Raw genomic sequence first — 24,051 nt, forward strand, 5'->3', positions numbered from 1 at the left:
GTCTCTACTTAGCTACAACCCGAGCCACCTCTCCAGCAGAATCCGGCTCGGGCCCAAGAAGGAGCAACCATGAGCCTGCCCAATCCCGTTGAACTGATCAGCCAGATGGCGACCCGGCTTGACGCCTATCTGGCCAAACGTGGCATCAGCGAACCGCGCTACATCGGCATTCGTACCGGTGGCGTCTGGGTCGCCCAGGCGTTGCTCGATGAACTGGGCAGCGATTCGCCCCTCGGCACCCTGGACGTCTCCTTCTACCGCGACGACTTCAGCCAGAACGGCCTGCACCCGCAAGTGCGCCCTTCGGCTCTGCCGTTCGAGATCGAAGGCCAGCACCTGGTGCTGATCGACGATGTGCTGATGAGCGGCCGGACCATCCGCGCCGCCCTGAATGAGCTGTTCGACTACGGCCGCCCGGCCAGTGTGACATTGGTGTGCCTGCTGGACCTGGACGCCGGCGAGCTGCCGATCCGCCCGAATGTGGTCGGTGCGACCTTGTCGCTGGCCGCCCACGAACGGGTGAAACTGTCCGGCCCGGAACTCAAGCTCGAACTGCAAGACCTCGCCCTTTAATTCGCCCTATTGAGAGTCCCCCTCGCGATGACGCCTCTAGAAACCAAGCGCCCGCTGCAGCTCAATGATCAGGGCCAGCTGCGCCACTTCCTCTCGCTCGACGGTTTGCGCCGCGAGCTGTTGACGGAAATCCTCGACACCGCCGACTCGTTCCTCGAAGTCGGCGCCCGGGCGGTGAAGAAAGTCCCGTTGCTGCGCGGCAAGACCGTGTGCAACGTGTTCTTCGAGAACTCCACCCGCACCCGCACCACCTTCGAACTGGCGGCCCAGCGGCTGTCGGCGGACGTGATCACCCTGAACGTGTCCACGTCGTCGGCAAGCAAGGGCGAAACCCTGCTCGACACCCTGCGCAACCTGGAAGCCATGGCCGCCGACATGTTCGTCGTGCGCCACGGTGATTCCGGCGCGGCGCACTTCATCGCCGAACATGTCTGCCCGCAAGTGGCGATCATCAACGGCGGCGACGGCCGTCACGCCCACCCGACCCAGGGCATGCTCGACATGCTCACCATCCGTCGGCACAAGGGCGGCTTCGAAAACCTTTCGGTGGCTATCGTCGGCGACATCCTGCACTCGCGGGTGGCACGCTCGAACATGCTCGCGCTGAAAACCCTCGGCTGCCCGGACATCCGCGTCATCGCGCCGAAAACCCTGCTGCCGATCGGCATCGAGCAATACGGCGTGAAGGTTTACACCGACATGACCGAAGGCCTGAAAGACGTCGACGTGGTGATCATGCTGCGCCTGCAGCGTGAACGCATGACCGGCGGCCTGCTGCCGAGCGAAGGTGAGTTCTACCGCCTGTTCGGTCTGACCACCGCGCGCCTGGCCGGAGCCAAACCGGATTGCATCGTCATGCACCCGGGGCCGATCAACCGCGGCGTGGAGATTGAGTCGGCGGTGGCCGATGGCCCGCACTCGGTGATCCTCAACCAGGTCACCTACGGTATTGCGATTCGTATGGCCGTGCTGTCCATGGCCATGAGCGGGCAGACTGCCCAGCGCCAATTCGAGCAGGAGAACGCCCAGTGAAGCTCAGCATTCTCGGCGCCCGCGTCATCGATCCAGCCAGCGGCCTGGATCAAGTTACCGATATCCATATTGAAGCCTGCAAGATCATTGCCCTTGGCGCCGCCCCGGCCGGTTTTGTCGCCGTCGACACCCTCGACGCCAAAGGTCTGATCGCCGCCCCTGGGCTGGTTGACCTGAACGTCGCCCTGCGCGAACCGGGCTACAGCCGCAAAGGTTCAATCGCCAGCGAAACCCGTGCCGCCGCAGCCGGTGGTGTCACCAGCCTGTGCTGCCCGCCGAAAACCAAACCGGTGCTGGACACCTCGGCCGTGGCCGAATTGATCCTCGACCGCGCCCGTGAGGCCGGCAACACCAAAGTCTTCCCGATCGGCGCCCTGAGCAAAGGCCTGGACGGCGAACAGCTGGCCGAGCTCGTTGCCCTGCGCGATGCCGGTTGCGTGGCCTTCGGCAACGGCCTGGACAGCTTCCGCAACACCCGCACGCTGTGCCGGGCGCTGGAATACGCCGCAACATTCGACCTGACGGTGATTTTCAACTCTCAGGACCATGACCTGGCTGAAGGTGGCCTGGCTCACGAAGGCCCGACCGCCAGCTTCCTCGGTTTGCCGGGCATTCCGGAAACCGCCGAAACCGTGGCTCTGGCCCGTGATCTGCTGCTGGTCGAGCAAAGTGGCGTGCGCGCGCACTTCAGCCAGCTCACCAGCGCCCGCGGCGTGGCCCTGATCGCTCAGGCCCAGGCTCGCGGCCTGCCGGTGACGGCTGATGTCGCCCTGTATCAGCTGATCCTGACCGACGAAGCCCTGATCGACTTCAGCAGCCTCTATCACGTCCAGCCGCCGCTGCGCACCCGCGCCGACCGCGATGGCCTGCGTGAAGCGGTGAAATCGGGTGTGGTCTCGGCCATCTCCAGTCATCACCAACCCCACGAGCGGGACGCCAAACTGGCGCCGTTCGGGGCCACCGAGCCGGGCATCAGCAGCGTTGAACTGCTGCTGCCGTTGGCGATGACGCTGGTGGAAGACGGTTTGCTGGACCTGCCAACGCTGTTGGCGCGCTTGAGTACCGGACCTGCCGAGGCATTGCGCCTGCCGGCGGGCAAACTGGCGGTAGGTGGACCTGCGGACATCGTGCTGTTCGATCCGTCGGCTTCGACCGTGGCCGGTGAGATCTGGCTGTCCAAAGGCGAAAACTGCCCGTTCATTGGCCACAGCCTGCCGGGCGTGGTGCGTTACACCTTGGTGGATGGGCGTATTAGCCACCAGGCTTAAGACCGCGTCGCGGCAATCGCGAGCAAGCTCCCACACTGGATCTGTGTCGTTCACAAATCCCCTGTGGGAGCGAGCTTGCTCGCGATGGCTTACTGGAAAGCGCCTCTATTCTGAGCGTTACGCACGGAAACCTGGTCATTCAGCGTCCAGAAGTCATACAGCACCCCCAGAAAAAACAACCCGCCCGTCACCAGGTACAGCAATCCGCTGATCCACTTCCCCTGATACATCCGGTGCACGCCGAACACCCCAAGAAACGTCAGCAGAATCCACGCAACGTTGTACTCGATAGGCCCGGCGGTAAAACGCAGGTCCGCTTCACGATCCATGGCCGGGATCAGAAACACGTCGATCAGCCAACCGATACCCAACAAACCGAAGGTGAAGAACCAAATCGTCCCCGTCACTGGCTTGCCGTAATAGAAGCGGTGAGCGCCGGTAAAACCGAAAATCCACAGTAGGTAACCGATCACCTTGCTGTGGGTATCTTGATGCGGATCGGACTGTTGATAGGTGTTCATGAAGGTCCTCGTTTCACACGATAGATAAATATTCTTTAAATCTTTGTGACTTTTTTACAGGTTGCCGACGCATGGCAAATGCTACCTTGTGTCCCGTCAAAGCCTTGTAGCACAAGCGTTGTGTCCGACAATCGCGTCCATTTTCCGCTTATTTGGTTCCGTTGACCCCAAGGTTGAATCGACCAACGGCCTCGGAAGGGCCAAAAAAGCTGTTATAAAGTTGCGCGCTAACTTATATGAGCCTTGCCTAATGCGTCCATTTTTCAAGACATGGCTAACCATTTGCCTTTTGATGCCACTGGCCGCCCACGCCACCAATCGTGAGCAACGTCTTCCTAACGTTAATGGTTACACCCAAAAATCCCATGTTTCTGCTCCTTCGAGCAAAAACAAACAGACCGTAAAACGCGCTCCCCAGCTGAGCAGCAACAAAAGCAGCCTGATACCGCCAATGGCGGCCAAGGAAAGCAGCAACGTGCTGAGCCGCGCAGTCAACGTCCTCGGTACACCCTACCGTTGGGGCGGCAGCAGCCCAAGTAAAGGGTTCGATTGCAGTGGCCTGGTGAAATACGCGTTCAACGACGCCACGTTTGACCTGCCACGCACTTCCAACGCCATGGCCAGCGGTCATGGGGAGAAAGTCGATCGCAAGGATCTGAAGCCTGGCGACCTGATTTTCTTCAACATCAAGAGCCGTCAGGTCAATCACGTTGCCATCTACCTGGGCAACGACCGCTTCATCCACGCACCACGTCGTGGCAAGTCGGTGACCATCGACACGCTGAAAAAACCCTTCTGGGAAAGCCACTATGTGGTTGCCAAGCGGGTTACGCCGAAAGAGAAGAACACCCTACAGGTTGTTCAACGCTGATTTGAAATCCCGGGTCTGATCCGGGATTTTACTTTGAACATGATGCCGCCATCGCGAGCAAGCTCGCTCCCACATTGAAATGCGTTCCCCTGTGGGAGCGAGCTTGCTCGCGATGGCGTCGTTGAAAGCGACACAAATCCCCGTCAAAACCCATCCGGCGTGCGCGCCTTCTCCCGCGCATGCTCGCGGCTGATCAAGCCCTTGGTCACCAGCTCCTTCAAGCACATATCCAGCGTCTGCATCCCCAGGTTTCCCCCGGTCTGAATCGACGAGTACATCTGCGCCACCTTGTCTTCGCGGATCAGGTTACGGATCGCTGACGTGCCGAGCATGATTTCGTGGGCCGCGATCCGCCCGCCGCCGATCTTCTTGACCAACGTCTGCGACACCACCGCCAGTAACGACTCGGACAGCATCGAACGGACCATCGACTTCTCGTCCCCCGGAAACACGTCCACCACCCGATCGATGGTTTTCGCCGCCGATGTCGTGTGCAGCGTGCCAAACACCAGATGACCGGTTTCGGCGGCGGTCAACGCCAGACGAATGGTCTCCAGATCCCGCATCTCCCCCACCAGAATCACGTCTGGGTCCTCCCGCAGGGCCGAGCGCAGAGCCGTGGCGAAGCTGCGTGTATCGCGATGGACTTCACGCTGATTGATCAAACATTTGCGCGACTCGTGGACGAACTCGATCGGGTCTTCGATGGTGAGGATGTGGTGGTGACGATGGGTGTTCAGGTGATCGATCATCGCCGCCAGGGTGGTGGATTTGCCGGAACCGGTCGGCCCGGTCACCAGCACCAGCCCCCGCGGCGCTTCGGTAATCTTGCGAAACACTTCCCCCATACCGAGGTCGTCCATGCTCAGGACTTTGGACGGAATGGTCCGGAACACCGCGCCAGCACCACGATTGTGGTTGAACGCGTTAACCCGAAAACGCGCCACGCTGGGCACGTCGAAGGAGAAGTCGGTCTCCAGGTGCTTCTCGAAGTCCACCCGCTGAGTGTCGTTCATGATGTCGTAGATCAGCGCCTGCACCTGCTTGTGGTCCAGGGCTGGCAGGTTGATGCGCCGCACATCGCCGTCGACCCGAATCATCGGTGGCAGGCCGGCAGACAGATGCAAGTCGGACGCGCCCTGTTTCGCGCTGAAAGCCAGCAGCTCAGTGATATCCATAGCGTTCCTCAATTCCAGTAGAATGCCGCGAACCTTCAGACCGCCGGCGCCTCTTGATGTCCACGATAGCAGACAACATCGCTCAGGTTAGTTCACGCATCCACGCCGCTGCCGTCGCCGCAAAGCGCGACGAAGACAGCGTCCAGCTGCTGGCCGTGAGCAAGACCAAGCCCGCCGAAGCCCTGCGCGAAGCGTATGCCGCCGGGCTGCGCGACTTTGGCGAGAACTACCTGCAGGAAGCCCTGAGCAAACAGCTCGAATTGGCCGACCTGCCCTTGATCTGGCACTTCATCGGCCCCATTCAATCGAACAAGACTCGCGCTATCGCCGAGCACTTCGCCTGGGTGCATTCCGTGGATCGTTTGAAAATCGCACAACGCCTGTCCGAACAACGTCCTGCCGATTTGCCGCCTCTGAACATCTGCATCCAGGTCAACGTCAGTGGTGAAGCCAGCAAGTCCGGCTGCACCCCGGCTGATCTTCCGGCCCTGGCCAATGCCATCAGCGAACTGCCGCGCATCAAGCTGCGCGGGTTGATGGCAATCCCCGAGCCGACTGAAGATCGCGCCGCTCAGGATGCCGCTTTTGCTGCCGTGCAACGCCTGCAAGCCAGCCTGAACCTGCCGCTCGACACACTTTCCATGGGCATGAGCCACGACCTCGAGTCGGCCATCGCCATGGGCGCCACCTGGGTCCGTATCGGTACGGCCCTGTTTGGTGCCCGCGACTACGGTCAGCCTTGAAATATGGCTGACTCCTCTCTTTATAAGGACCTGACATGAGCAAGACTCGTATTGCCTTTATCGGTGCCGGCAACATGGCCGCCAGCCTGATCGGTGGCCTGCGCGCCAAAGGTCTGGACGCCGCGCAGATCCGCGCCAGCGATCCGGGCGCTGAAAGCCGCGCTCGCGTGAACGCTGAACACGGTATCGACGTGTTCGCCGACAACGCCGAAGCCATCCAGGGCGCCGACGTCGTCCTCCTGGCGGTCAAACCTCAAGCGATGAAAGCCGTCTGCGAAGCACTTCGCCCAAGCCTCCAGCCGAATCAACTGGTGGTCTCGATTGCGGCCGGCATCACCTGCGCCAGCATGAACAACTGGCTCGGCGCCCAACCGATCGTGCGTTGCATGCCCAACACCCCGGCGCTGCTGCGTCGGGGCGTGAGCGGTTTGTTCGCCACGGCTGAAGTGAACACCGAGCAACGCCAACAGGCGCAAGAACTGCTGTCCGCCGTCGGCATCGCACTGTGGCTGGATGAAGAGCAACAACTGGACGCGGTCACCGCCGTTTCCGGCTCGGGCCCTGCGTACTTCTTCCTGCTCATCGAGGCCATGACCGCCGCCGGCGTGAAGCTCGGCCTGCCAGCAGACATCGCTGCACAACTGACCCTGCAAACCGCTTTGGGCGCTGCTCACATGGCCGTGGCCAGTGACGTCGACGCTGCGGAACTGCGTCGCCGCGTGACGTCACCTGCGGGCACGACGGAAGCGGCGATCAAGTCGTTCCAGGCCGGCGGCTTCGAAGCCCTGGTAGAAAAAGCACTTGGCGCCGCTGCGCACCGCTCGGCCGAGATGGCCGAACAATTGGGTCAATAAGGAGCCTTACATGATTGGATTGAACACTGCAGCGGTCTACGTGCTGCAAACCCTCGGCAGCCTGTACCTGCTGATCGTGCTGCTGCGCTTTGTGCTGCAACTGGTACGCGCAAACTTCTACAACCCGCTCTGCCAGTTCGCCGTGAAAGCCACTCAGCCGCTGCTCAAGCCGTTGCGCCGGATCATCCCGAGCATGTTCGGCCTGGACATGTCCTCGCTGGTGCTGGCGATCCTCGTGCAGCTGGCACTGATGGCCCTGACTCTGCTGCTGACTTACGGCACCACCGGTAACCCGCTGCAATTGCTGCTCTGGTCGCTGATCGGCGTGACCGCGCTGTTCCTGAAGATTTTCTTCTTTGCCCTGATCATCAGCGTGATCCTGTCCTGGGTCGCGCCGGGCAGCCATAACCCTGGCGCCGAGCTGGTGAACCAGATCTGCGAGCCAGCCCTGGCACCGTTCCGCAAGATCCTGCCGAACCTCGGCGGCCTGGATATTTCGCCGATCCTGGCGTTCATGGTGCTCAAGCTGATCGACATGCTGGTGATCAACAACCTCGCCGCCATGACGATGATGCCGGAAATCCTGCGTCTACTGATCTGACCCGGTGAGCTACTTTCGCTGGGACGGTGACGACCTGATTCTGGAATGTCACCTGCAACCGGCGGCCCGCAGCGATGATTTCTGCGGGCTGCATGGGGATCGATTGAAGATTCGCCTGACGGCGCCGCCGGTTGAAGGCAAGGCCAACGCGTATTTGATGGCGTTTCTGGCCAAGGCGTTTGGGGTTTCCAAGAGCCAGGTGAGTTTGATTAGCGGGGAGTTGAACCGGCAGAAGCGGGTGCGGATTTGTTCGCCGAAGAAGCTGCCGGATTTGCCGGGGTTGGTGCGACAGAGCTGATAGACCGAGGCGCTGCATTCGCGAGCAAGCCCGCTCCCACAAGGGAACGCATTCCAATGTGGGAGCGGGCTTGCTCGCGAATGCAGCGCCTCGGTCCAGCTGAATGAAATCAGCCCCGGCCTTTGCTTGCTGCTAGGGGCAGCGGTCTTTAGACTTACGCCTCATTTCAACGAGAGCAGGGTCGATGCCAGCTGCCTTTCCCCCCGATTCTGTTGGTCTGGTGACGCCGCAAGTGGCGCACTTCAGCGAACCCCTGGCCTTGGCCTGCGGCCGTTCGCTCCCAGCTTATGACCTGATCTACGAAACTTACGGCACGCTGAATGCCGCGGCGAGCAACGCCGTGCTGATCTGCCACGCCTTGTCCGGTCACCATCACGCTGCCGGCTTCCACAGCCCCGACGACCGCAAACCCGGTTGGTGGGACAGCTGCATCGGGCCTGGCAAGCCGATCGACACCAACAAATTCTTCGTGGTCAGCCTGAACAACCTCGGCGGTTGCAACGGCTCTACCGGCCCGAGCAGCGTCAATCCGGAAACCGGCAAGCCGTTCGGCGCCGACTTCCCAGTGCTGACCGTGGAAGACTGGGTTCACAGCCAGGCGCGCCTGGCAGACCGCATAGGCATCGGCCAATGGGCCGCCGTGATTGGCGGCAGTCTCGGTGGCATGCAGGCGATGCAGTGGAGCATCACTTACCCGGATCGCATTCGCCACTGCCTGGCCATCGCCTCGGCCCCCAAGCTGTCGGCACAGAACATCGCGTTCAACGAAGTGGCGCGCCAGGCGATCCTCACCGACCCCGAGTTCCACGGCGGTTCGTTCCAGGAAGCGGGCGTGATCCCCAAGCGTGGCTTGATGCTGGCGCGGATGGTCGGGCACATCACGTACCTGTCCGATGACTCGATGGGTGAGAAATTCGGTCGTGGCCTGAAGAGCGAAAAGCTCAACTACGACTTCCACAGCGTCGAGTTCCAGGTCGAAAGCTACCTGCGTTATCAAGGCGAAGAGTTCTCCGGACGTTTCGACGCCAACACGTACCTGCTGATGACCAAGGCACTGGACTACTTCGATCCGGCGGCGAACTTCGACGATGACCTGGCGAAAACCTTCGCCAACGCCCAGGCCAAGTTCTGCGTAATGTCTTTCACCACCGACTGGCGCTTCTCCCCTGCCCGCTCGCGGGAACTGGTGGACGCGCTGATGGCGGCCAAGAAAGACGTCTGCTACCTCGAGATCGACGCTCCGCAAGGCCACGACGCCTTCCTGATTCCGATCCCGCGCTACTTGCAGGCATTCAGCAATTACATGAACCGCATTACGTTGTGAGAAAGCCATGAGAGCTGATCTGGAAATCATCCAGGAATGGATCCCCGCCGGCAGCCGCGTGCTCGACCTCGGTTGCGGCGACGGTGAGCTGCTGACCTGGTTGCGCGATAACAAGCAAGTGACCGGCTATGGCCTGGAAAACGACCCGGACAACATCGCCGAATGCGTGGCCAAGGGCATCAACGTGATTGAGCAGGACCTGGACAAGGGCCTGGGCAACTTTGCCAGCAACAGCTTCGACGTCGTGGTCATGACCCAGGCGCTGCAAGCCGTGCACTACCCGGACAAGATCCTCGACGAAATGCTGCGCGTCGGTCGCCAGTGCATCATCACCTTCCCCAATTTCGGTCACTGGCGCTGCCGCTGGTACCTGGCGAGCAAGGGCCGGATGCCAGTGTCCGACTTTCTGCCGTACACCTGGTACAACACGCCGAACATCCACTTTTGTACTTTCGAAGACTTTGAAGCGTTGTGTCGCGAACGTGAAGCCAGGGTCATTGATCGGCTTGCCGTGGATCAACAGCACCGCCACGGGTGGGCCAGTAAGCTATGGCCTAATCTATTAGGTGAAATCGGTATTTACCGCGTCAGCAGCCCCGGGCTGCAAGACCACAAGGTCGCGGTCTGAGTCACGACACTTCGAGGAGAATGAACATGGGTCGTCTAGCGCTGTTTGTACTTACTGCCTGCCTGAGCGTCACCGCCATGGCCGCCGACGTCATCAAAGGCGAGCGCAAAGAAACCTTTGGCGATGTAACGGTGCACTACAACACCTTCAACTCCACCTTCCTGACACCGGATATCGCCAAAGCTGCCGGGCTGACGCGCAGCAAGAACCAGGGCGTGATAAACGTCTCCGTGCTCAAGGATGGCAAGCCACTGACCGCTGAAGTCAGCGGATCGGTGAAAGACCTGACCAGCCAGACCGTACCGTTGAAGTTCAAACAGATCACCGAACAAGGCGCGATCTACTACATCGCCCAGTTCCCGGTCGATCAGCAGGAAGTCCGGACCTTCGACATCAAGGTGCAGAACGGCGATAAAATCAACACCATCAATTTCAACCAAGAGCTCTTCCCCGGCGAATGATCAACTTCACGCAACTCGTACTGGCCAGCCATAACGCCGGCAAACTCAAGGAACTTCAGGCCATGCTCGGCGAATCGGTGCAACTGCGCTCGATCGGCGAGTTCAGCAGCGTCGAACCTGAAGAAACCGGCTTGTCGTTCGTCGAAAACGCCATCCTCAAGGCCCGCAATGCCGCGCGCATCTCCGGCCTGCCAGCGCTGGCCGACGATTCGGGGTTGGCCGTGGATTTCCTCGGCGGTGCGCCGGGTATCTACTCGGCGCGTTACGCCGACGGTCAGGGCGATGCGGCGAACAACGCCAAACTGCTCGACGTATTGAAGGACGTGCCGCAAGCCGAGCGCGGTGCGCAGTTTGTCTGCGTTCTGGCGCTGGTGCGTCATGCCGACGATCCGTTGCCGATTCTCTGCGAAGGCCTGTGGCACGGACGAATCCTGCCAGCGGCCAGCGGCGAACACGGTTTTGGTTACGATCCACTGTTCTGGGTGCCGGAACGCGACTGCTCCAGCGCCGAACTGAGCCCGAGCGACAAGAACCTCATCAGCCACCGCGCCCGTGCAATGGATCTGCTGCGCCAGCGTCTGGGCCTGAAATGATCCATGACTCATCCGCGTCGCCGCTGATCTTCGGCGGCGACGCCCAATCGCCTCGGGCCGCCCTGCCTGTGCTGCCGCCCCTGGCGCTGTACATCCACATCCCGTGGTGTGTGCGCAAATGTCCTTATTGCGACTTCAATTCCCACACCGCCAGCCCGGTGTTGCCGGAAGAAGAATATGTGGACGCGTTGCTGGCCGACCTCGATCAGGACCTGCATGCGGTTTACGGCCGTGAGCTGAGTTCGATCTTCTTTGGCGGCGGCACGCCGAGCCTGTTCAGCGCCGAGGCGTTGGGCCGTTTGCTCAAAGGCGTCGAGCAGCGCATTCCGTTCGCCAGCGACATCGAAATTACCCTGGAAGCCAATCCTGGGACGTTCGAGCAAGAGAAGTTCGTCGCCTACCGGGCGCTGGGCATCAATCGCCTGTCGATCGGCATCCAGAGCTTTCAAGAAGAGAAACTCAAGGCCCTGGGGCGGATTCACAACGGTGACGAAGCGGTACGTGCCGCCGGCATGGCCCGTCAGGCCGGGTTCGACAACTTCAACCTGGACCTGATGCACGGTTTACCCGATCAGTCCCTGGACGATGCCCTGAGCGACCTGCGCCAGGCCATCGCCCTGAAGCCGACCCACTTGTCCTGGTATCAGCTGACCCTGGAGCCGAACACGGTGTTCTGGAACCAGCCGCCGACGCTGCCGGAAGACGACACGTTGTGGGACATTCAGGAGGCCGGTCAGGCGCTGTTGGCCGAACACGGTTACGCGCAATACGAAGTCTCGGCCTATGCCCAACCCGGTCGCCCGGCGCGGCATAACCTCAATTACTGGAGTTTCGGCGACTTCATCGGCATCGGCGCCGGGGCTCACGGCAAACTCAGTCACCCCGACGGGCGCATCGTCCGCACCTGGAAGACCCGGTTGCCGAAGGACTACCTCAACCCGGCCAAAAGCTTCAAGGCTGGGGAGAAAGCCCTGACCAATGAAGAACTGCCGTTCGAGTTCCTGATGAACGCCTTGCGCCTGACCGCCGGCGTGGAATCGCGACTGTACCCGGAACGCACCGGGCTGAGCCTGGAAAGCCTCGCCGAAGGCCGCCGCGAGGCCGAACAAAGTGGCTTGTTGCAGGTCGAACCGTCACGTCTGGCGGCCACCGAGCGCGGACAACTCTTCCTCAATGACTTGTTGCAGACATTTTTGAGCTGATTTCAGCCTTAAGGGAAAACGAATGGATTTGATACTCGACCTGCTCGCCACCGCGTCCCGCTGGAGCCGTAGCAACCTGTCTGAAATCGCTCTGGCACTGGTGGGCTGCCTGCTGGTGTTGTTTGGCGCCGATATCAAAGGCTGGGTCGACCAACGCCTGGGCAGCATCGCCGGCGCCTTGCGCGTCCCGCTGATGGCCCTGCTGTGCATGATCGGCAGCGGCGTCGCGCTGATCTACGCCACGCCGTGGATCATCAAAGGCCTGAGCCAGTTCAACAACTACAGCCTGGCGCCGGTGTTGTTGGTGGTGCTGGTGTTGATTGGCGTCGTCGCAGACCGCCGCTAACCCCCTGGCACAACACAAAACAAATGTGGGAGCGGCGGTGCGACGATTCGACTTGCTCGCGAAAGCGGTGTGTCATTCAACTTAAATGTCGACTGACACGACGCCTTCGCGAGCAAGCCCGCTCCCACATTGGGTATTGCGTACGGTTTAGGACTGTTTCTCGAACTTCAGATCCCACACGCCATGCCCAAGTCGTTCGCCGCGGCGTTCGAACTTGGTGATCGGGCGCTCGGTCGGGCGCGGGACGCATTTGCCGTCTTCGGCCAGGTTGCGATAACCCGGCGCAACGTTCATCACTTCCAGCATGTACTCGGCGTACGGTTCCCAATCGGTGGCCATGTGCAGCACACCGCCGACCTTCAACTTGCTGCGCACCAGTTCAGCGAACGACGCCTGAACGATACGGCGCTTGTGGTGGCGGCTCTTGTGCCATGGGTCCGGGAAAAACAGCATCAGGCGATCGAGGCTGTTGTCGGCCACGCAGCGGTTGAGCACTTCAATCGCATCGCAATCGTAGACCCGCAGGTTGGTCAGGCCCTGAGTCAGCACGCCATTGAGCAGCGCTCCCACACCCGGACGGTGCACTTCCACGCCGATGAAATCCTGCTCTGGAGAGGCTGCGGCCATTTCCAGCAGCGAATGGCCCATGCCGAAACCGATTTCCAGCGAGCGCGGTGCCGAACGACCGAACACCTGATCGAAGTCCACCGGCGCATCGGCCAGAGGCAACACGAACAGCGGCGTGCCCTGCTCCAGACCTTTTTGCTGGCCTTCGGTCATGCGCCCGGCGCGCATCACAAAACTCTTGATGCGGCGGTGTTGGCGCTCTTCGCCTTCTTCCGGCTGGATAGGCGTTTCGTTTGATTCAGTCATCAATGGCTCTTACTTGATCAGACCATCCAGCGGCGAGGAGGCGCTGGCATAGAGTTTTTTCGGCATGCGGCCGGCGAGGTAGGCCAAGCGACCTGCCACGATGGCGTGTTTCATGGCTTCAGCCATCATGATCGGCTGCTGGGCATGGGCGATAGCCGAGTTCATCAGCACCGCTTCGCAACCCAGTTCCATGGCGATGGTTGCATCGGAGGCGGTACCGACACCGGCATCCACCAACACCGGGATCTTGGCTTCTTCGAGGATGATCTGCAGGTTGTACGGGTTGCAGATCCCCAGGCCCGTGCCGATCAGGCCGGCCAGCGGCATCACCGCGATGCAGCCGATTTCCGCCAGTTGACGGGCAATGATCGGGTCATCGCTGGTGTAGACCATCACGTCGAAACCTTCCTTGACCAGCACTTCGGCGGCCTTGAGGGTTTCGATCACGTTGGGGAACAGGGTTTTCTGGTCCGCCAGCACTTCCAGCTTCACCAGGTTGTGGCCACCGAGCAGCTCACGGGCCAGGCGGCAGGTGCGCACAGCCTCGGTAGCGTCGAAGCAACCGGCGGTGTTAGGCAGGAAGGTGTAGCGATCCGGCGACAGGACTTCGAGCAGGTTCGGTTCGCCCGGGTTCTGGCCGAGGTTGGTGCGGCGCACGGCGAAGGTGACGATCTCGGCACCCGAGGCTTCGATGGCCAGGCGGGTTTCTTCCATGTCGCGGTACTTGCCGGTACCTACCAGCAAACGTGACTGGTAAGTACGACCGGCCAGGACGAAGGGCTTGTCGCTACGAACGATGCTCATGGGAAATCCTCTGTAGTGGTGAGGTTCTTGCAGAATTCTGTGCCCTTGAGGGCCGGACGACTAGCCGCCGCCGATGGCGTGGACCACTTCGACGGAATCGCCGTCGTTCAGCGTGGTTTCTGCGTGCTGGCTGCGCGGGACGATATCCAGATTGAGTTCGACCGCCACCCGGCGTCCGGTCAGCTCCAGACGGGTCAGCAGGGCCGCAACGGTTTCACCGTCGGGCAGTTCAAGGGATTCGCCGTTCAACTGAATGCGCATGCCGGAAGCCGCCATCATTTTTAGGGGCTGGCATTCTAGCCCGATCAGTCTTGGCGACCCAAGCCATTCGTCTTGTAACTAGATTCTGTAGGAGCTGCCGAAGGCTGCGATCTTTCGATATTTAAAAGAGCAAGATCAAAAGATCGCAGCCTGCGGCAGCTCCTACAGGGTCAGCTCAACCGCCAGGCGGCAAGCCCCAGGCAGAACCAGCCGACCAGAAATGCCAGGCCGCCGAAGGGGGTGATGATCCCGAGCTTGCTGACGCCGGTTATGGTCAACAGGTACAGACTGCCGGAAAACAGCAGTATGCCAATGACAAATGATGCACCCGCCCACGTGATCAGGCGACCGGGAATCTGTGTGGCCAGCAGTGCAACGCCCAGCAAGGCCAACGTGTGCACCAATTGGTAGGTCACGCCGGTGTGGAAAATCGCCAGGTACTCGGGCGTCAGGCGGCTTTTCAAGCCATGGGCGGCAAACGCGCCAAGGGCAACGCCGGTGAAGCCGAAGAAAGCGACCAGCATCAGAAAGCCACGCAGCATGAAGAACTCCAGTCAGACTCGATCCACAGGGTCTGTATAATGGCCCGCTCAACGGGTTCGGCCAAGCCATCTCTATGCTGCGTTTATTTTTGCGACGATTCACGAAGGCCCTGCTCTGGTTCGCGGGTGGCAGCGTATTGCTGGTGCTGATCTTTCGCGTGGTACCGCCACCGGGAACCGCGTTGATGGTCGAGCGCAAGGTCGAATCCTGGTTCGACGGCGAGCCCATCGACCTGCAACGCACCTGGAAACCCTGGGATGAAATCTCTGACGACCTGAAAGTCGCGGTGATTGCCGGCGAGGATCAGAAATTCCCGGAGCATTGGGGTTTTGACTTTGGCGCGATCCAGGCCGCACTGGCCCACAACGAACTCGGCGGAACGATTCGCGGCGCCAGCACCCTGAGTCAGCAGGTCTCGAAGAATCTGTTTCTGTGGTCCGGCCGCAGCTGGCTACGCAAAGGCCTGGAAGCCTGGTTTACCGGGCTGATCGAAGTGTTCTGGCCCAAGCAGCGAATTCTTGAGGTGTATCTGAACAGCGTCGAGTGGGATGACGGGGTGTTTGGCGCGGAAGCAGCGGCCAGGCATCACTTTGGCGTCGGCGCTCGCTCGCTGTCCCGGCAGCAGGCCAGTTTGCTGGCGGCGGTGTTGCCTAACCCGCGAGTGTGGAGTGCCAGTCACCCAACCAGCTATGTCGCACGGCGAGCGGGATGGATTCGACAGCAGATGAGTCAGCTCGGTGGCGACAGCTACCTTGCAGGGCTCAATGATTCGCGGCGGGCGCCTTGGGCCGAGTAGCTGAACACAATTTCCTGAACACCGAAAACCCCTGTGGAGCGAGCTTGCTCGCGATAGCGTCGGGTCAGTCGCTATAAGTATTGACTGATAAACCGCTATCGCGAGCAAGCTCGCTCCCACAGGGGACCAGGGTGATGCAGAAAAATGGGTACAAACAAAAACGCCCCGATCAATGATCGGGGCGTTTTTTTATGCCGGAGCTGCGGTTAGGCGGCAATCGACAACTTGAGCTTGTTCATCGCGCTCTTCTCGAGCTGACGAATACGCTCGGCCGACACGTTGTACTTCTGCGCCAGGTCGTGCAGCGTGGCTTTTTCTTCTGCCAGCCAGCGCTGGTAGAGGATGTCACGGCTGCGGTCGTCCAGCACTTCAAGCGCTTCGTGCAGGTTGTGGTTCGAGTTGTCGCTCCAGTCAGCATCTTCCAGTTGACGGGCCGGGTCGTACCGGTGGTCTTCCAGATAGTTGGCCGGCGATTGGAAAGCACTGTCGTCGTCCGCTTCCGCGGCCGGGTCGAAGGCCATGTCATGGCCGGTCAGGCGACTTTCCATCTCACGCACTTCCCGAGGCTCTACACCGAGGCTTTCCGCCACACGGTGGACTTCCTCGTTGTTCAGCCACGCCAGACGCTTCTTCTGGCTGCGCAGGTTGAAGAACAGCTTGCGCTGGGCCTTGGTGGTCGCGACTTTCACAATGCGCCAGTTGCGCAGGATGAACTCGTGGATTTCCGCCTTGATCCAGTGCACAGCGAACGAAACCAGACGCACACCCATTTCCGGGTTGAAGCGCTTCACGGCCTTCATCAGGCCGACGTTGCCTTCCTGGATCAGGTCAGCCTGAGCCAGACCGTAGCCGGAATAGCTACGGGCGATATGTACAACAAAGCGCAGGTGGGCGAGCACCATCTGCCGAGCCGCCCCCAAATCCTGCTCATAATAGAGACTCTCGGCCAGTTCACGCTCCTGCTCCGGCGTCAGCAATGGAATGCTGTTCACGGTGTGCACATAGGCCTCCAGGTTCGCACCCGGGACCAGAGCATATGCAGGTTGCAAAGAATTGGTCATACGAAAAAACCTCCCACTTACATAACTCGTGCAGTTCAGCACTGCGAAAATTGACCGGAAACCGAAAGACAAGTTCCCATAAACGCTGAAAGGTCAATACGAGCAAAATGATACTACTTAGGCGCAAGCTCCCTCAGGTGGCGTGCGACTGCAATCCATGCACCGATATACCCCAACAGCACCGCGCCAAGCAAGAGAGACAGACCGTCGGCAACCGGCACTCCGGCCAGCGCGAAATCACTGCCGTACAGTCCGGCCAGCCCCACCACCGCGTCGTTCAACCAATCAAGGCCGAACGCCAATACGCCCCAGGAAAGAATCCCCGCACCGAAGCCATAAAGCGCACCCATATACAGAAAGGGCCTGCGCACATAGCTGTCAGTGCCGCCGACGAGTTTAATCACTTCTATCTCTGTGCGGCGGTTTTCAATATGAAGACGAATGGTATTGCCTATCACCAAAAGTAATGCAGAAACCAGAAGCACGGTCAGACCGAAGACAAAACGGTCACCCAGCTTGAGGATGGCTGCCAGACGCTCGACCCAGACTAGATCAAGTTGCGCCTGTTGTACCTTGGGCAACTCGGAAAGTTTTTGTCGTAATGCTTCAAGCGCGGGCTTGTCGACTTCGTTCGGCGTCACCAGAACCACGCCCGGCAGCGGGTTTTCCGGCAGTTCCTTGAGCGCCTCGCCCAAACCCGACTGCTGCTGAAACTCTTCCAGCGCCTGATCGCGGCCGACATATTCAGCATCAGCTACGCCAGGCATGCCTTTAATCTGCTCGCGCAACGACTCGCCCTCAGCAGGGCTGGCCTCGATTTGCAAATACAGGGAAATCTGCGCCGCACGCTGCCAGGAACCGCCAAGACGCTCGACGTTACTTAGCAAAAGTGACAGGCCCATCGGCAAACTCAGGGCAACCGCCATCACCATGCAGGTGAAGAAGCTACCGATGGGCTGCTTGCCCAAACGACGCAAGCTATCGAGCAGGCTGGCGCGATGGCTCTCGACCCAGGCACGAAACAATGTGGCGAAATCCGGACCGTCATCATCGTCGCGTTTTTTCTTTTGAGGTTGCTGATCGGCGGCCTTGGGGGCCACGCGCTCGGAAACCTTGGGGCTGCGTGTCGCACTCATACGCCGGCCTCCCCGTCACCGATCAATCGGCCGCGTTGCAGGGTCAGCATGCGGTGGCGCATGCGGGCGATCAGTGCCAGGTCGTGACTGGCAATCAGCACGCTGGTGCCCAGACGGTTGATGTCTTCGAACACGCCCATGATTTCTGCCGCCAGACGCGGATCGAGGTTACCGGTCGGTTCGTCCGCCAGCAGCAAGGCCGGGCGGTGAACGATGGCGCGGGCGATGCCGACGCGCTGCTGCTGACCGGTGGACAGGTCGCCGGGGTACAAATCGGTTTTGTCCGACAGCGCCACGCGCTCGAGCGCCGAATCCACGCGCTTGGCGATCTCGGCCTTGGACAACCCAAGGATCTGCAAGGGCAGCGCGATGTTGTTGAACACCGTGCGATCGAACAGCAGTTGGTGATTCTGGAACACCACACCGATCTGGCGCCGCAGGTAAGGAATCTGTGCGTTGCTGATGGTGCTCAGGTCTTGCCCGGCCAGCAGCAATTTGCCGGTGGTCGGGCGCTCCATCGCCAGCAGTAGGCGCAATAAGGTGCTTTTACCCGCGCCAGAGTGGCCGGTCACAAACAAAAACTCGCCCCGACGGACTCGAAAGCTCAGCTCATGCAAGCCGACGTGACCGTTCGGGTAGCGCTTACCGACCTGTTCGAAACGAATCATGAACGCTCCCGCTCGGCAAACAATGCCTGGACAAAGGGTTCTGCTTCAAAAGTACGCAAATCATCGATGCCTTCACCGACGCCGATGTAGCGAATCGGCAGGCCAAACTGCTTGGCGAGGGCGAAAATCACCCCACCTTTGGCGGTGCCATCGAGCTTGGTCAGCGCCAGGCCGGTCAGTTCGACGGTCTGGTTGAATTGTTTGGCCTGGCTGATCGCGTTCTGCCCCGTACCGGCATCCAGCACCAACAGCACTTCGTGCGGCGCATCGGCGTCGAGTTTGCTGATAACCCGGCGAACCTTCTTCAGCTCTTCCATCAAATTGTCTTTGGTGTGCAAACGACCGGCGGTGTCGGCGATCAGCACGTCAATGCCTCGGGCCTTGGCCGCTTGCACGGCATCGAAGATAACCGAAGCCGAGTCAGCGCCGGTGTGCTGGGCGATGACCGGGATCTTGTTGCGCTCGCCCCAGACCTGCAATTGTTCGACGGCGGCGGCGCGGAAGGTATCGCCGGCCGCGAGCATGACTTTCTTGCCTTCGAGCTGCAGCTTCTTCGCCAGTTTGCCGATGGTGGTGGTCTTGCCGGCACCGTTGACGCCGACGACCAGAATCACGAACGGCTTGGTCTGCGAAGTGATTTTCAGCGGTTGCTCGACGGGCTTGAGCATCGCCGCGAGTTCCGCCTGCAGGGACTTGTACAGCGCGTCGGCATCGGCCAGTTCTTTGCGAGCGACCTTCTGGGTCAGGCGCTGAATGATCACCGAAGTCGCCTCGACACCCACATCGGCGGTCAGCAGACGGGTTTCGATGTCTTCGAGCAGCTCGTCATCGATGATCTTCTTGCCCAGGAACAGGCTGGCCATGCCTTCGCCGATGCTGGCGCTGGTCTTGGACAAGCCTTGTTTCAGACGGGCGAAGAAACCGGCTTTGGTTTCTTCGGTGCGCGCAGGCTCGGCAGGCGCTTCGACGGGAACCACAGGTGCGGCGGCAACGGGAGCGACGACCGGTGCCGGCGCTTGAACAACCGGAGCAACGAATGCGGGCACCACAGGCTCTGGAACAACCGGTTCAGGCTCGGCCACCACCACTGGCGCGACAACCGGCTCAACCACTGGCGCTTGAACGGGTTCAGGAGCAAAGGCAGTCGGGGCTGGAATTGGCGGTGTAACGTGCGGTGCCAGCTCATCTATGACCAATGCCACCGGCTCTTCCGCCACTGGCAACGTCAGCCATGGCTCGGCAACGGGCGTGAGCGGCACCTGGGCCACGACTTCGGCGACGACATCAGGCTCAGGCTCGGTGACCGGTTGCAGCACCGGCTCGGCGATCGGCAAGACAATCGGCGCAGGCTCTTCTTCTATTACCGGCGCAGGCGTTGGCTCAGGAAGTGGTTGTGGCTGTTCGACGACGGGTTCCTGCGGCTTTTTGCGCAGCCATCCGAACAGGCTTTTCTTCTCACCAGCCGCAGCTGGGGCTTTCTTGTCGTCGTTGGAACCAAACATGGAGGACGGCTATCTCACGGTAGCGACGCGCCAAAGGGCGCCTCGGCAAATAAATATTCGATGCAGAACAGACTGCGATTGACCCAGCTTGTTCACGCGCAACATTTTGTCGAGGTGCAAACAGCACCTAAAAGGTCGACTAATACGAAGGACTGGAACGGCATCGTCGGCGAAAACGCAGAGTTTAGCTGACAAACTCAAAGCTTTAGCCGTAAACCCAAACAACCTGCTGACCGATCAAAGGCCTGATAGGCGTGGCCGCCAGTAAAACGGATCAGTATCCTAGCACCCTCTCGCCCGCCGACGCTAAGACCAAGCGGGCAGCCCCAAAGGTTTAAAAACGAATGAATGCTCTAGCCCGCCGCGCTGCAGGCCTGCTGCTCAGCACAGTTTGTCTGCCCCTTTCGGCCCTGGCTGCCGATCCACAACCCACCCATGAATTCACCCTCGATAACGGCCTGAAGGTCGTCGTGCGCGAAGACCATCGCGCGCCGGTGGTGGTTTCCCAAGTCTGGTACAAGGTCGGCTCTAGCTACGAGACCCCGGGTCAGACCGGTTTGTCCCACGCTCTGGAACACATGATGTTCAAGGGCAGCGAGAAAGTCGGCCCCGGCGAAGCTTCGCTGATCCTGCGCGACCTCGGCGCCGAAGAGAACGCGTTCACCAGCGATGACTTCACGGCGTATTACCAGGTGCTGGCCCGCGACCGTCTGGGCGTGGCCTTCGAGCTGGAAGCCGATCGCATGGCCAGCCTGCGTCTGCCGGCCGACGAGTTCGCCCGCGAGATCGAAGTCATTAAAGAAGAACGTCGCCTGCGCACTGACGACAAGCCGATGTCCAAGGCCTACGAACGCTTCAAGGCCATGGCCTACCCGGCCAGCGGTTACCACACGCCGACCATCGGCTGGATGGCTGACCTGGACCGCATGAAAGTCGAAGAGCTGCGCCACTGGTACCAATCCTGGTACGTGCCGAACAACGCCACGTTGGTGGTGGTGGGCGACGTGACCCCGGACGAGGTCAAAACCCTGGCCCAGCGCTACTTCGGTCCGATCGCCAAACGTGATGTGCCACCGGCGAAAATCCCGCTGGAGCTGGCCGAGCCCGGCGAGCGGCAGATCACCCTGCACGTGAAGACCCAATTGCCGAGCCTGATGCTGGGTTTCAACGTGCCAAGCATCGCAACCGCTGAAGACAAACGCTCGGTCAACGCCTTGCGCCTGATCTCGGCCCTGCTCGACGGTGGCTACAGCGGACGCATCCCGACGCAACTGGAGCGCGGCGAAGAGCTGGTGTCCGGCGGTTCGTCGAGCTACGACGCCTACACCCGTGGCGACAGTCTGTTCACGTTGTCGGCAACGCCCAATACCCAGAAAAACAAAACCATGGCCCAGGCTGAAGCAGGCCTGTGGAAGCTGCTCGAACAGCTGAAAACCACCGCGCCGTCCACTGAGGAACTGGAACGCGTCCGCGCACAGGTCATCGCCGGCCTGGTCTACGAGCGTGACTCGATCACCAGTCAGGCTACCGCCATTGGCCAATTGGAAACTGTTGGCCTGTCGTGGAAGCTGATGGACACCGAACTCGCCGAGCTGGAAAGCGTGGCCCCGGAAGACATCCAGAAAGCCGCCAAGCTGTATTTCACCCGCGAACGTCTCAGTGTCGCCCATGTACTGCCAGAGGAGACGACTCATGAGTGAGCGTAAAAAACCGCGCCTGGCCCTGATGGGCCTGATCGCTGTCGCATTGATCGGGTCTGCCGCGTTTTACTTTTCAAAGACCGACGAATCCAAGGCCAGCGAAGCCCTCGACAAGGCCAAGGCCAGCCAGAAGCTGCAATCGCTGGCTGAACTCGACGGCAAAGCGCCAAGCCACCGCACCCTGGACGTGCAGACCTGGAAAACCGCCGAGGGCGCCAAGGTGCTGTTCGTTGAAGCCCGCGAGCTGCCGATGTTCGACATGCGCCTGATCTTCGCCGCCGGCAGCAGCCAGGACGGCGACGCACCTGGCCTCTCCGTGCTGACCAACGCCATGCTCAACGAAGGTGTGGCCGGCAAAGATGTCGGCGCCATCGCTCAGGGCTTCGAAGGCCTGGGCGCAGACTTTGGCAACGGCGCATTTAAGGACATGGCCCTGGCGTCCCTGCGCAGTCTCAGCGCCGCGGACAAACGCGAACCGGCCCTGAAGTTGTTCTCTGAAGTCGTCGGCAAACCGACCTTCCCTGCCGATTCCTTTGCGCGCATCAAGAACCAGATGCTCGCCGGTTTCGAGTACCAGAAGCAGAACCCGGGCAAACTCGCGAGCCTGGAGCTGATGAACCGTCTGTACGGCGATCACCCGTACGCGCACTCCAGCGACGGCACGGCGAAAACCGTTCCAGCGATCACACTGGCTCAACTGAAGGCGTTCCACGAGAAGGCCTACGCGGCTGGCAACGTGGTGATTGCGCTGGTGGGCGACCTGTCTCGTGCCGAGGCGGAGGCGATTGCTTCGCAAGTCTCCAGCGCGCTGCCAAAAGGCCCGGAGCTGGCGAAAATCCCGCAACCGGAGGAACCGAAAGCCAGCATCGGCCACATCGAGTTTCCGTCCAAGCAGACCAACCTGATGCTCGCGCAATTGGGCATCGACCGTGACGATCCGGACTACGCAGCACTGTCCATGGGTAACCAGATTCTTGGCGGCGGTGGCTTCGGCACGCGGTTGATGAGCGAAGTGCGCGAGAAGCGCGGCCTGACGTATGGCGTGTATTCGGGCTTCACCCCGATGCAGGCACGCGGCCCGTTCATGATCAACCTGCAAACCCGCGCCGAGATGAGCGAAGGCACGCTGAAACTGGTGCAGGACGTGCTCGCCGACTACCTTAAAACCGGCCCGACCCAGAAAGAACTCGACGACGCCAAGCGTGAACTGGCCGGCAGCTTCCCGCTGTCCACCGCCAGCAACGCCGATATCGTCGGCCAACTCGGCGCCATGGGCTTCTACAACCTGCCGCTGAGTTATCTGGATGACTTCATGCGTGAGTCCCAGAGCCTGACGGTCGAACAGGTCAAAACCGCACTGAACAAACACTTGAGCACGGATAAAATGGTCATCGTCAGCGCTGGCCCGACCGTGCCGCAAAAGCCGTTACCGGCCCCAACTGATAAACCTGCCGAGCAACCGCTCGGGGTTCCGGAGCATTAATGGCCACTCGTCCTAAAAAACCCGTTCACAACGTACACAACGGCGTGAACCAACTGCGCATTATCGGCGGCGAATGGGGCAGCCGGAAGCTGAGCTTCCCGGACGCACCGGGCCTGCGTCCGACGCCGGACCGGGTGCGTGAAACCCTGTTCAACTGGCTCGCGCCATATGTCGCTGGCGCCAAGGTTCTGGACCCGTTCGCCGGCAGCGGCGCGTTGTTCCTCGAAGCCTTGTCCCGTGGCGCGGCCATGGGTCAGGCGCTGGACGCCAGTAACATCGCGGTCGCCAGCATCAAGGAACATCTGGGCACGCTGCGCTGCACCACCGGCCAGGTGCAGACTGCCGATGCCCTGCGCTACCTGGAAACCCAGACAGCGACCGCTTACGACGTGGTGTTCCTCGACCCGCCGTTCAACCAGAACCTGTTGCCGGGCGTTTGCGCCTTGCTCGAAGAGCGCCAATGGCTGGCCGATGACGCCTGGGTCTACACCGAAAGCGAAAACGCACCGTCGGCGCTTGGCTTACCGGGTAACTGGCGCCTGCACCGGGAGCAGAAATCCGGGCGAGTGTATTACGCGCTGTGGCAGCGCAGCCCGCTGGCAAACTGAAACTGTTATCGCAACGTAGCGTGAAACAAGGCATCAAGTGCGGTAAATAATTACCGCCAACGGCCTCGTCCAAGTCTCCACAGTGGTTTACGCAATTTCCGTAAACCACTGAGGATGAACACG

General features: G+C 60.6%; 28 protein-coding genes. 18 read left to right on the top strand and 10 right to left on the bottom strand.

What is annotated here, in order from left to right; all coding sequences use genetic code 11:
• Positions 1–69: 69 nt before the first annotated feature.
• Genes pyrR through ACMXYH_RS30495 form a run of 3 tightly spaced genes read left to right on the top strand, consistent with a single transcriptional unit; the run spans position 70 to position 2,873 of the window.
• Entirely contained in the window at positions 70–573 is a 504-nt protein-coding gene (gene pyrR, locus ACMXYH_RS30485; protein WP_033060467.1) for a bifunctional pyr operon transcriptional regulator/uracil phosphoribosyltransferase PyrR, read from the top strand.
• A gap of 27 nt (positions 574–600) precedes the next feature.
• On the top strand, positions 601–1,605 hold the full coding sequence (locus ACMXYH_RS30490; protein WP_007897943.1) for an aspartate carbamoyltransferase catalytic subunit: 1,005 nt from the start codon (positions 601–603) through the stop codon (positions 1,603–1,605).
• Positions 1,602–2,873: a dihydroorotase gene (locus tag ACMXYH_RS30495; protein ID WP_415765832.1), complete on the top strand. Its 1,272-nt coding sequence runs from the start codon at positions 1,602–1,604 to the stop codon at positions 2,871–2,873. The genes ACMXYH_RS30490 and ACMXYH_RS30495 overlap by 4 nt, the downstream gene beginning before the upstream one ends.
• An 89-nt stretch (positions 2,874–2,962) precedes the next feature.
• Here ACMXYH_RS30495 and ACMXYH_RS30500 read toward each other — a convergent pair whose 3' ends face one another.
• The gene (locus ACMXYH_RS30500) at positions 2,963–3,394 is read right to left on the bottom strand and encodes an NINE protein (protein ID WP_415765833.1); all 432 of its coding nucleotides are present in this window, start codon (positions 3,392–3,394) and stop codon (positions 2,963–2,965) included.
• Between the two features lie 250 nt (positions 3,395–3,644).
• Between ACMXYH_RS30500 and ACMXYH_RS30505 the strand changes: the two genes are divergently transcribed.
• A complete protein-coding gene (locus ACMXYH_RS30505; RefSeq protein ID WP_134420674.1) occupies positions 3,645–4,265 on the top strand; it encodes a C40 family peptidase in 621 nt (206 codons plus the stop codon).
• A 143-nt stretch (positions 4,266–4,408) separates the two neighbouring features.
• Here the strand turns inward: ACMXYH_RS30505 and ACMXYH_RS30510 are convergent, their stop codons facing one another.
• On the bottom strand, positions 4,409–5,443 hold the full coding sequence (locus tag ACMXYH_RS30510) for a type IV pilus twitching motility protein PilT (RefSeq protein ID WP_129440352.1): 1,035 nt from the start codon (positions 5,441–5,443) through the stop codon (positions 4,409–4,411).
• A 56-nt stretch (positions 5,444–5,499) separates the two neighbouring features.
• Here ACMXYH_RS30510 and ACMXYH_RS30515 point away from each other — a divergent pair, with 56 nt between their 5' ends.
• The 10 genes from ACMXYH_RS30515 (at position 5,500) to ACMXYH_RS30560 (ending at position 12,493) form a co-directional block, all read left to right on the top strand.
• Positions 5,500–6,186 carry a YggS family pyridoxal phosphate-dependent enzyme gene (locus tag ACMXYH_RS30515; protein ID WP_415765835.1) on the top strand — a complete coding sequence of 229 codons (687 nt, stop codon included), beginning with the start codon at positions 5,500–5,502 and terminating at the stop codon, positions 6,184–6,186.
• A 35-nt stretch (positions 6,187–6,221) separates the two neighbouring features.
• Complete coding sequence (gene proC, locus ACMXYH_RS30520; protein WP_415765836.1) at positions 6,222–7,040, top strand: pyrroline-5-carboxylate reductase; 819 nt, start codon at positions 6,222–6,224, stop codon at positions 7,038–7,040.
• A gap of 10 nt (positions 7,041–7,050) precedes the next feature.
• Positions 7,051–7,641 carry a YggT family protein gene (locus tag ACMXYH_RS30525; RefSeq protein WP_129440346.1) on the top strand — a complete coding sequence of 197 codons (591 nt, stop codon included), beginning with the start codon at positions 7,051–7,053 and terminating at the stop codon, positions 7,639–7,641.
• A 4-nt stretch (positions 7,642–7,645) separates the two neighbouring features.
• On the top strand, positions 7,646–7,939 hold the full coding sequence (locus ACMXYH_RS30530) for a DUF167 domain-containing protein (RefSeq protein ID WP_134420676.1): 294 nt from the start codon (positions 7,646–7,648) through the stop codon (positions 7,937–7,939).
• 184 nt (positions 7,940–8,123) lie between these two features.
• Complete coding sequence (metX, locus tag ACMXYH_RS30535) at positions 8,124–9,263, top strand: homoserine O-succinyltransferase MetX (RefSeq protein WP_129440342.1); 1,140 nt, start codon at positions 8,124–8,126, stop codon at positions 9,261–9,263.
• Between the two features lie 7 nt (positions 9,264–9,270).
• Positions 9,271–9,891, top strand: coding sequence for a methionine biosynthesis protein MetW (metW, locus tag ACMXYH_RS30540; protein ID WP_008152632.1), 621 nt, complete (start codon positions 9,271–9,273; stop codon positions 9,889–9,891).
• A gap of 26 nt (positions 9,892–9,917) precedes the next feature.
• Positions 9,918–10,352 carry a DUF4426 domain-containing protein gene (locus tag ACMXYH_RS30545; RefSeq protein ID WP_008152635.1) on the top strand — a complete coding sequence of 145 codons (435 nt, stop codon included), beginning with the start codon at positions 9,918–9,920 and terminating at the stop codon, positions 10,350–10,352.
• Positions 10,349–10,945 (top strand): RdgB/HAM1 family non-canonical purine NTP pyrophosphatase, encoded by a 597-nt coding sequence (rdgB, locus tag ACMXYH_RS30550; RefSeq protein ID WP_129440340.1) that lies wholly within the window; start codon positions 10,349–10,351, stop codon positions 10,943–10,945. The genes ACMXYH_RS30545 and rdgB overlap by 4 nt, the downstream gene beginning before the upstream one ends.
• Positions 10,942–12,147: a radical SAM family heme chaperone HemW gene (gene hemW, locus ACMXYH_RS30555; RefSeq protein ID WP_129440338.1), complete on the top strand. Its 1,206-nt coding sequence runs from the start codon at positions 10,942–10,944 to the stop codon at positions 12,145–12,147. Before rdgB ends, hemW begins: the two co-directional genes overlap by 4 nt.
• 22 nt (positions 12,148–12,169) lie before the next feature.
• The gene (locus tag ACMXYH_RS30560; RefSeq protein WP_046045220.1) at positions 12,170–12,493 is read left to right on the top strand and encodes a DUF3392 domain-containing protein; all 324 of its coding nucleotides are present in this window, start codon (positions 12,170–12,172) and stop codon (positions 12,491–12,493) included.
• 147 nt (positions 12,494–12,640) lie between these two features.
• On the opposite strand, the gene trmB is transcribed toward ACMXYH_RS30560, so the two are convergent.
• The 4 genes from trmB to ACMXYH_RS30580 form a co-directional block, all read right to left on the bottom strand.
• Entirely contained in the window at positions 12,641–13,366 is a 726-nt protein-coding gene (gene trmB / locus ACMXYH_RS30565) for a tRNA (guanosine(46)-N7)-methyltransferase TrmB (RefSeq protein ID WP_046053677.1), read from the bottom strand.
• A 9-nt stretch (positions 13,367–13,375) separates the two neighbouring features.
• Positions 13,376–14,170 (bottom strand): thiazole synthase, encoded by a 795-nt coding sequence (locus ACMXYH_RS30570; RefSeq protein WP_007897902.1) that lies wholly within the window; start codon positions 14,168–14,170, stop codon positions 13,376–13,378.
• 60 nt (positions 14,171–14,230) lie between these two features.
• Positions 14,231–14,431, bottom strand: a complete 201-nt coding sequence (gene thiS, locus ACMXYH_RS30575) for a sulfur carrier protein ThiS (RefSeq protein WP_007897898.1) — start codon at positions 14,429–14,431, stop codon at positions 14,231–14,233.
• Positions 14,432–14,601: 170 nt separating this feature from the next.
• Positions 14,602–14,973, bottom strand: a complete 372-nt coding sequence (locus ACMXYH_RS30580; protein WP_129440332.1) for a DUF423 domain-containing protein — start codon at positions 14,971–14,973, stop codon at positions 14,602–14,604.
• A 74-nt stretch (positions 14,974–15,047) separates the two neighbouring features.
• Here ACMXYH_RS30580 and mtgA point away from each other — a divergent pair, with 74 nt between their 5' ends.
• On the top strand, positions 15,048–15,770 hold the full coding sequence (gene mtgA / locus ACMXYH_RS30585) for a monofunctional biosynthetic peptidoglycan transglycosylase (protein ID WP_282482463.1): 723 nt from the start codon (positions 15,048–15,050) through the stop codon (positions 15,768–15,770).
• Between the two features lie 206 nt (positions 15,771–15,976).
• On the opposite strand, the gene rpoH is transcribed toward mtgA, so the two are convergent.
• The 4 genes from rpoH to ftsY form a co-directional block, all read right to left on the bottom strand.
• The gene (rpoH, locus tag ACMXYH_RS30590; RefSeq protein ID WP_007897890.1) at positions 15,977–16,831 is read right to left on the bottom strand and encodes an RNA polymerase sigma factor RpoH; all 855 of its coding nucleotides are present in this window, start codon (positions 16,829–16,831) and stop codon (positions 15,977–15,979) included.
• Between the two features lie 113 nt (positions 16,832–16,944).
• Positions 16,945–17,967 carry a permease-like cell division protein FtsX gene (gene ftsX / locus ACMXYH_RS30595; RefSeq protein ID WP_008152652.1) on the bottom strand — a complete coding sequence of 341 codons (1,023 nt, stop codon included), beginning with the start codon at positions 17,965–17,967 and terminating at the stop codon, positions 16,945–16,947.
• Positions 17,964–18,635, bottom strand: coding sequence for a cell division ATP-binding protein FtsE (gene ftsE, locus ACMXYH_RS30600; RefSeq protein ID WP_008152655.1), 672 nt, complete (start codon positions 18,633–18,635; stop codon positions 17,964–17,966). Before ftsE ends, ftsX begins: the two co-directional genes overlap by 4 nt.
• Positions 18,632–20,137: a signal recognition particle-docking protein FtsY gene (ftsY, locus tag ACMXYH_RS30605; RefSeq protein ID WP_415765837.1), complete on the bottom strand. Its 1,506-nt coding sequence runs from the start codon at positions 20,135–20,137 to the stop codon at positions 18,632–18,634. Before ftsY ends, ftsE begins: the two co-directional genes overlap by 4 nt.
• A gap of 344 nt (positions 20,138–20,481) precedes the next feature.
• Between ftsY and ACMXYH_RS30610 the strand changes: the two genes are divergently transcribed.
• The 3 genes from ACMXYH_RS30610 to rsmD are packed head-to-tail and all read left to right on the top strand — an operon-like array spanning position 20,482 to position 23,928.
• Positions 20,482–21,837, top strand: a complete 1,356-nt coding sequence (locus tag ACMXYH_RS30610) for a M16 family metallopeptidase (protein ID WP_415765839.1) — start codon at positions 20,482–20,484, stop codon at positions 21,835–21,837.
• Entirely contained in the window at positions 21,830–23,320 is a 1,491-nt protein-coding gene (locus ACMXYH_RS30615) for a M16 family metallopeptidase (protein WP_134420692.1), read from the top strand. The genes ACMXYH_RS30610 and ACMXYH_RS30615 overlap by 8 nt, the downstream gene beginning before the upstream one ends.
• A complete protein-coding gene (gene rsmD / locus ACMXYH_RS30620; protein WP_415765840.1) occupies positions 23,320–23,928 on the top strand; it encodes a 16S rRNA (guanine(966)-N(2))-methyltransferase RsmD in 609 nt (202 codons plus the stop codon). Before ACMXYH_RS30615 ends, rsmD begins: the two co-directional genes overlap by 1 nt.
• Positions 23,929–24,051 lie beyond the last annotated feature (123 nt).

This window comes from Pseudomonas frigoris, from assembly GCF_047758635.1.
Taxonomy (GTDB): domain Bacteria; phylum Pseudomonadota; class Gammaproteobacteria; order Pseudomonadales; family Pseudomonadaceae; genus Aquipseudomonas; species Aquipseudomonas frigoris.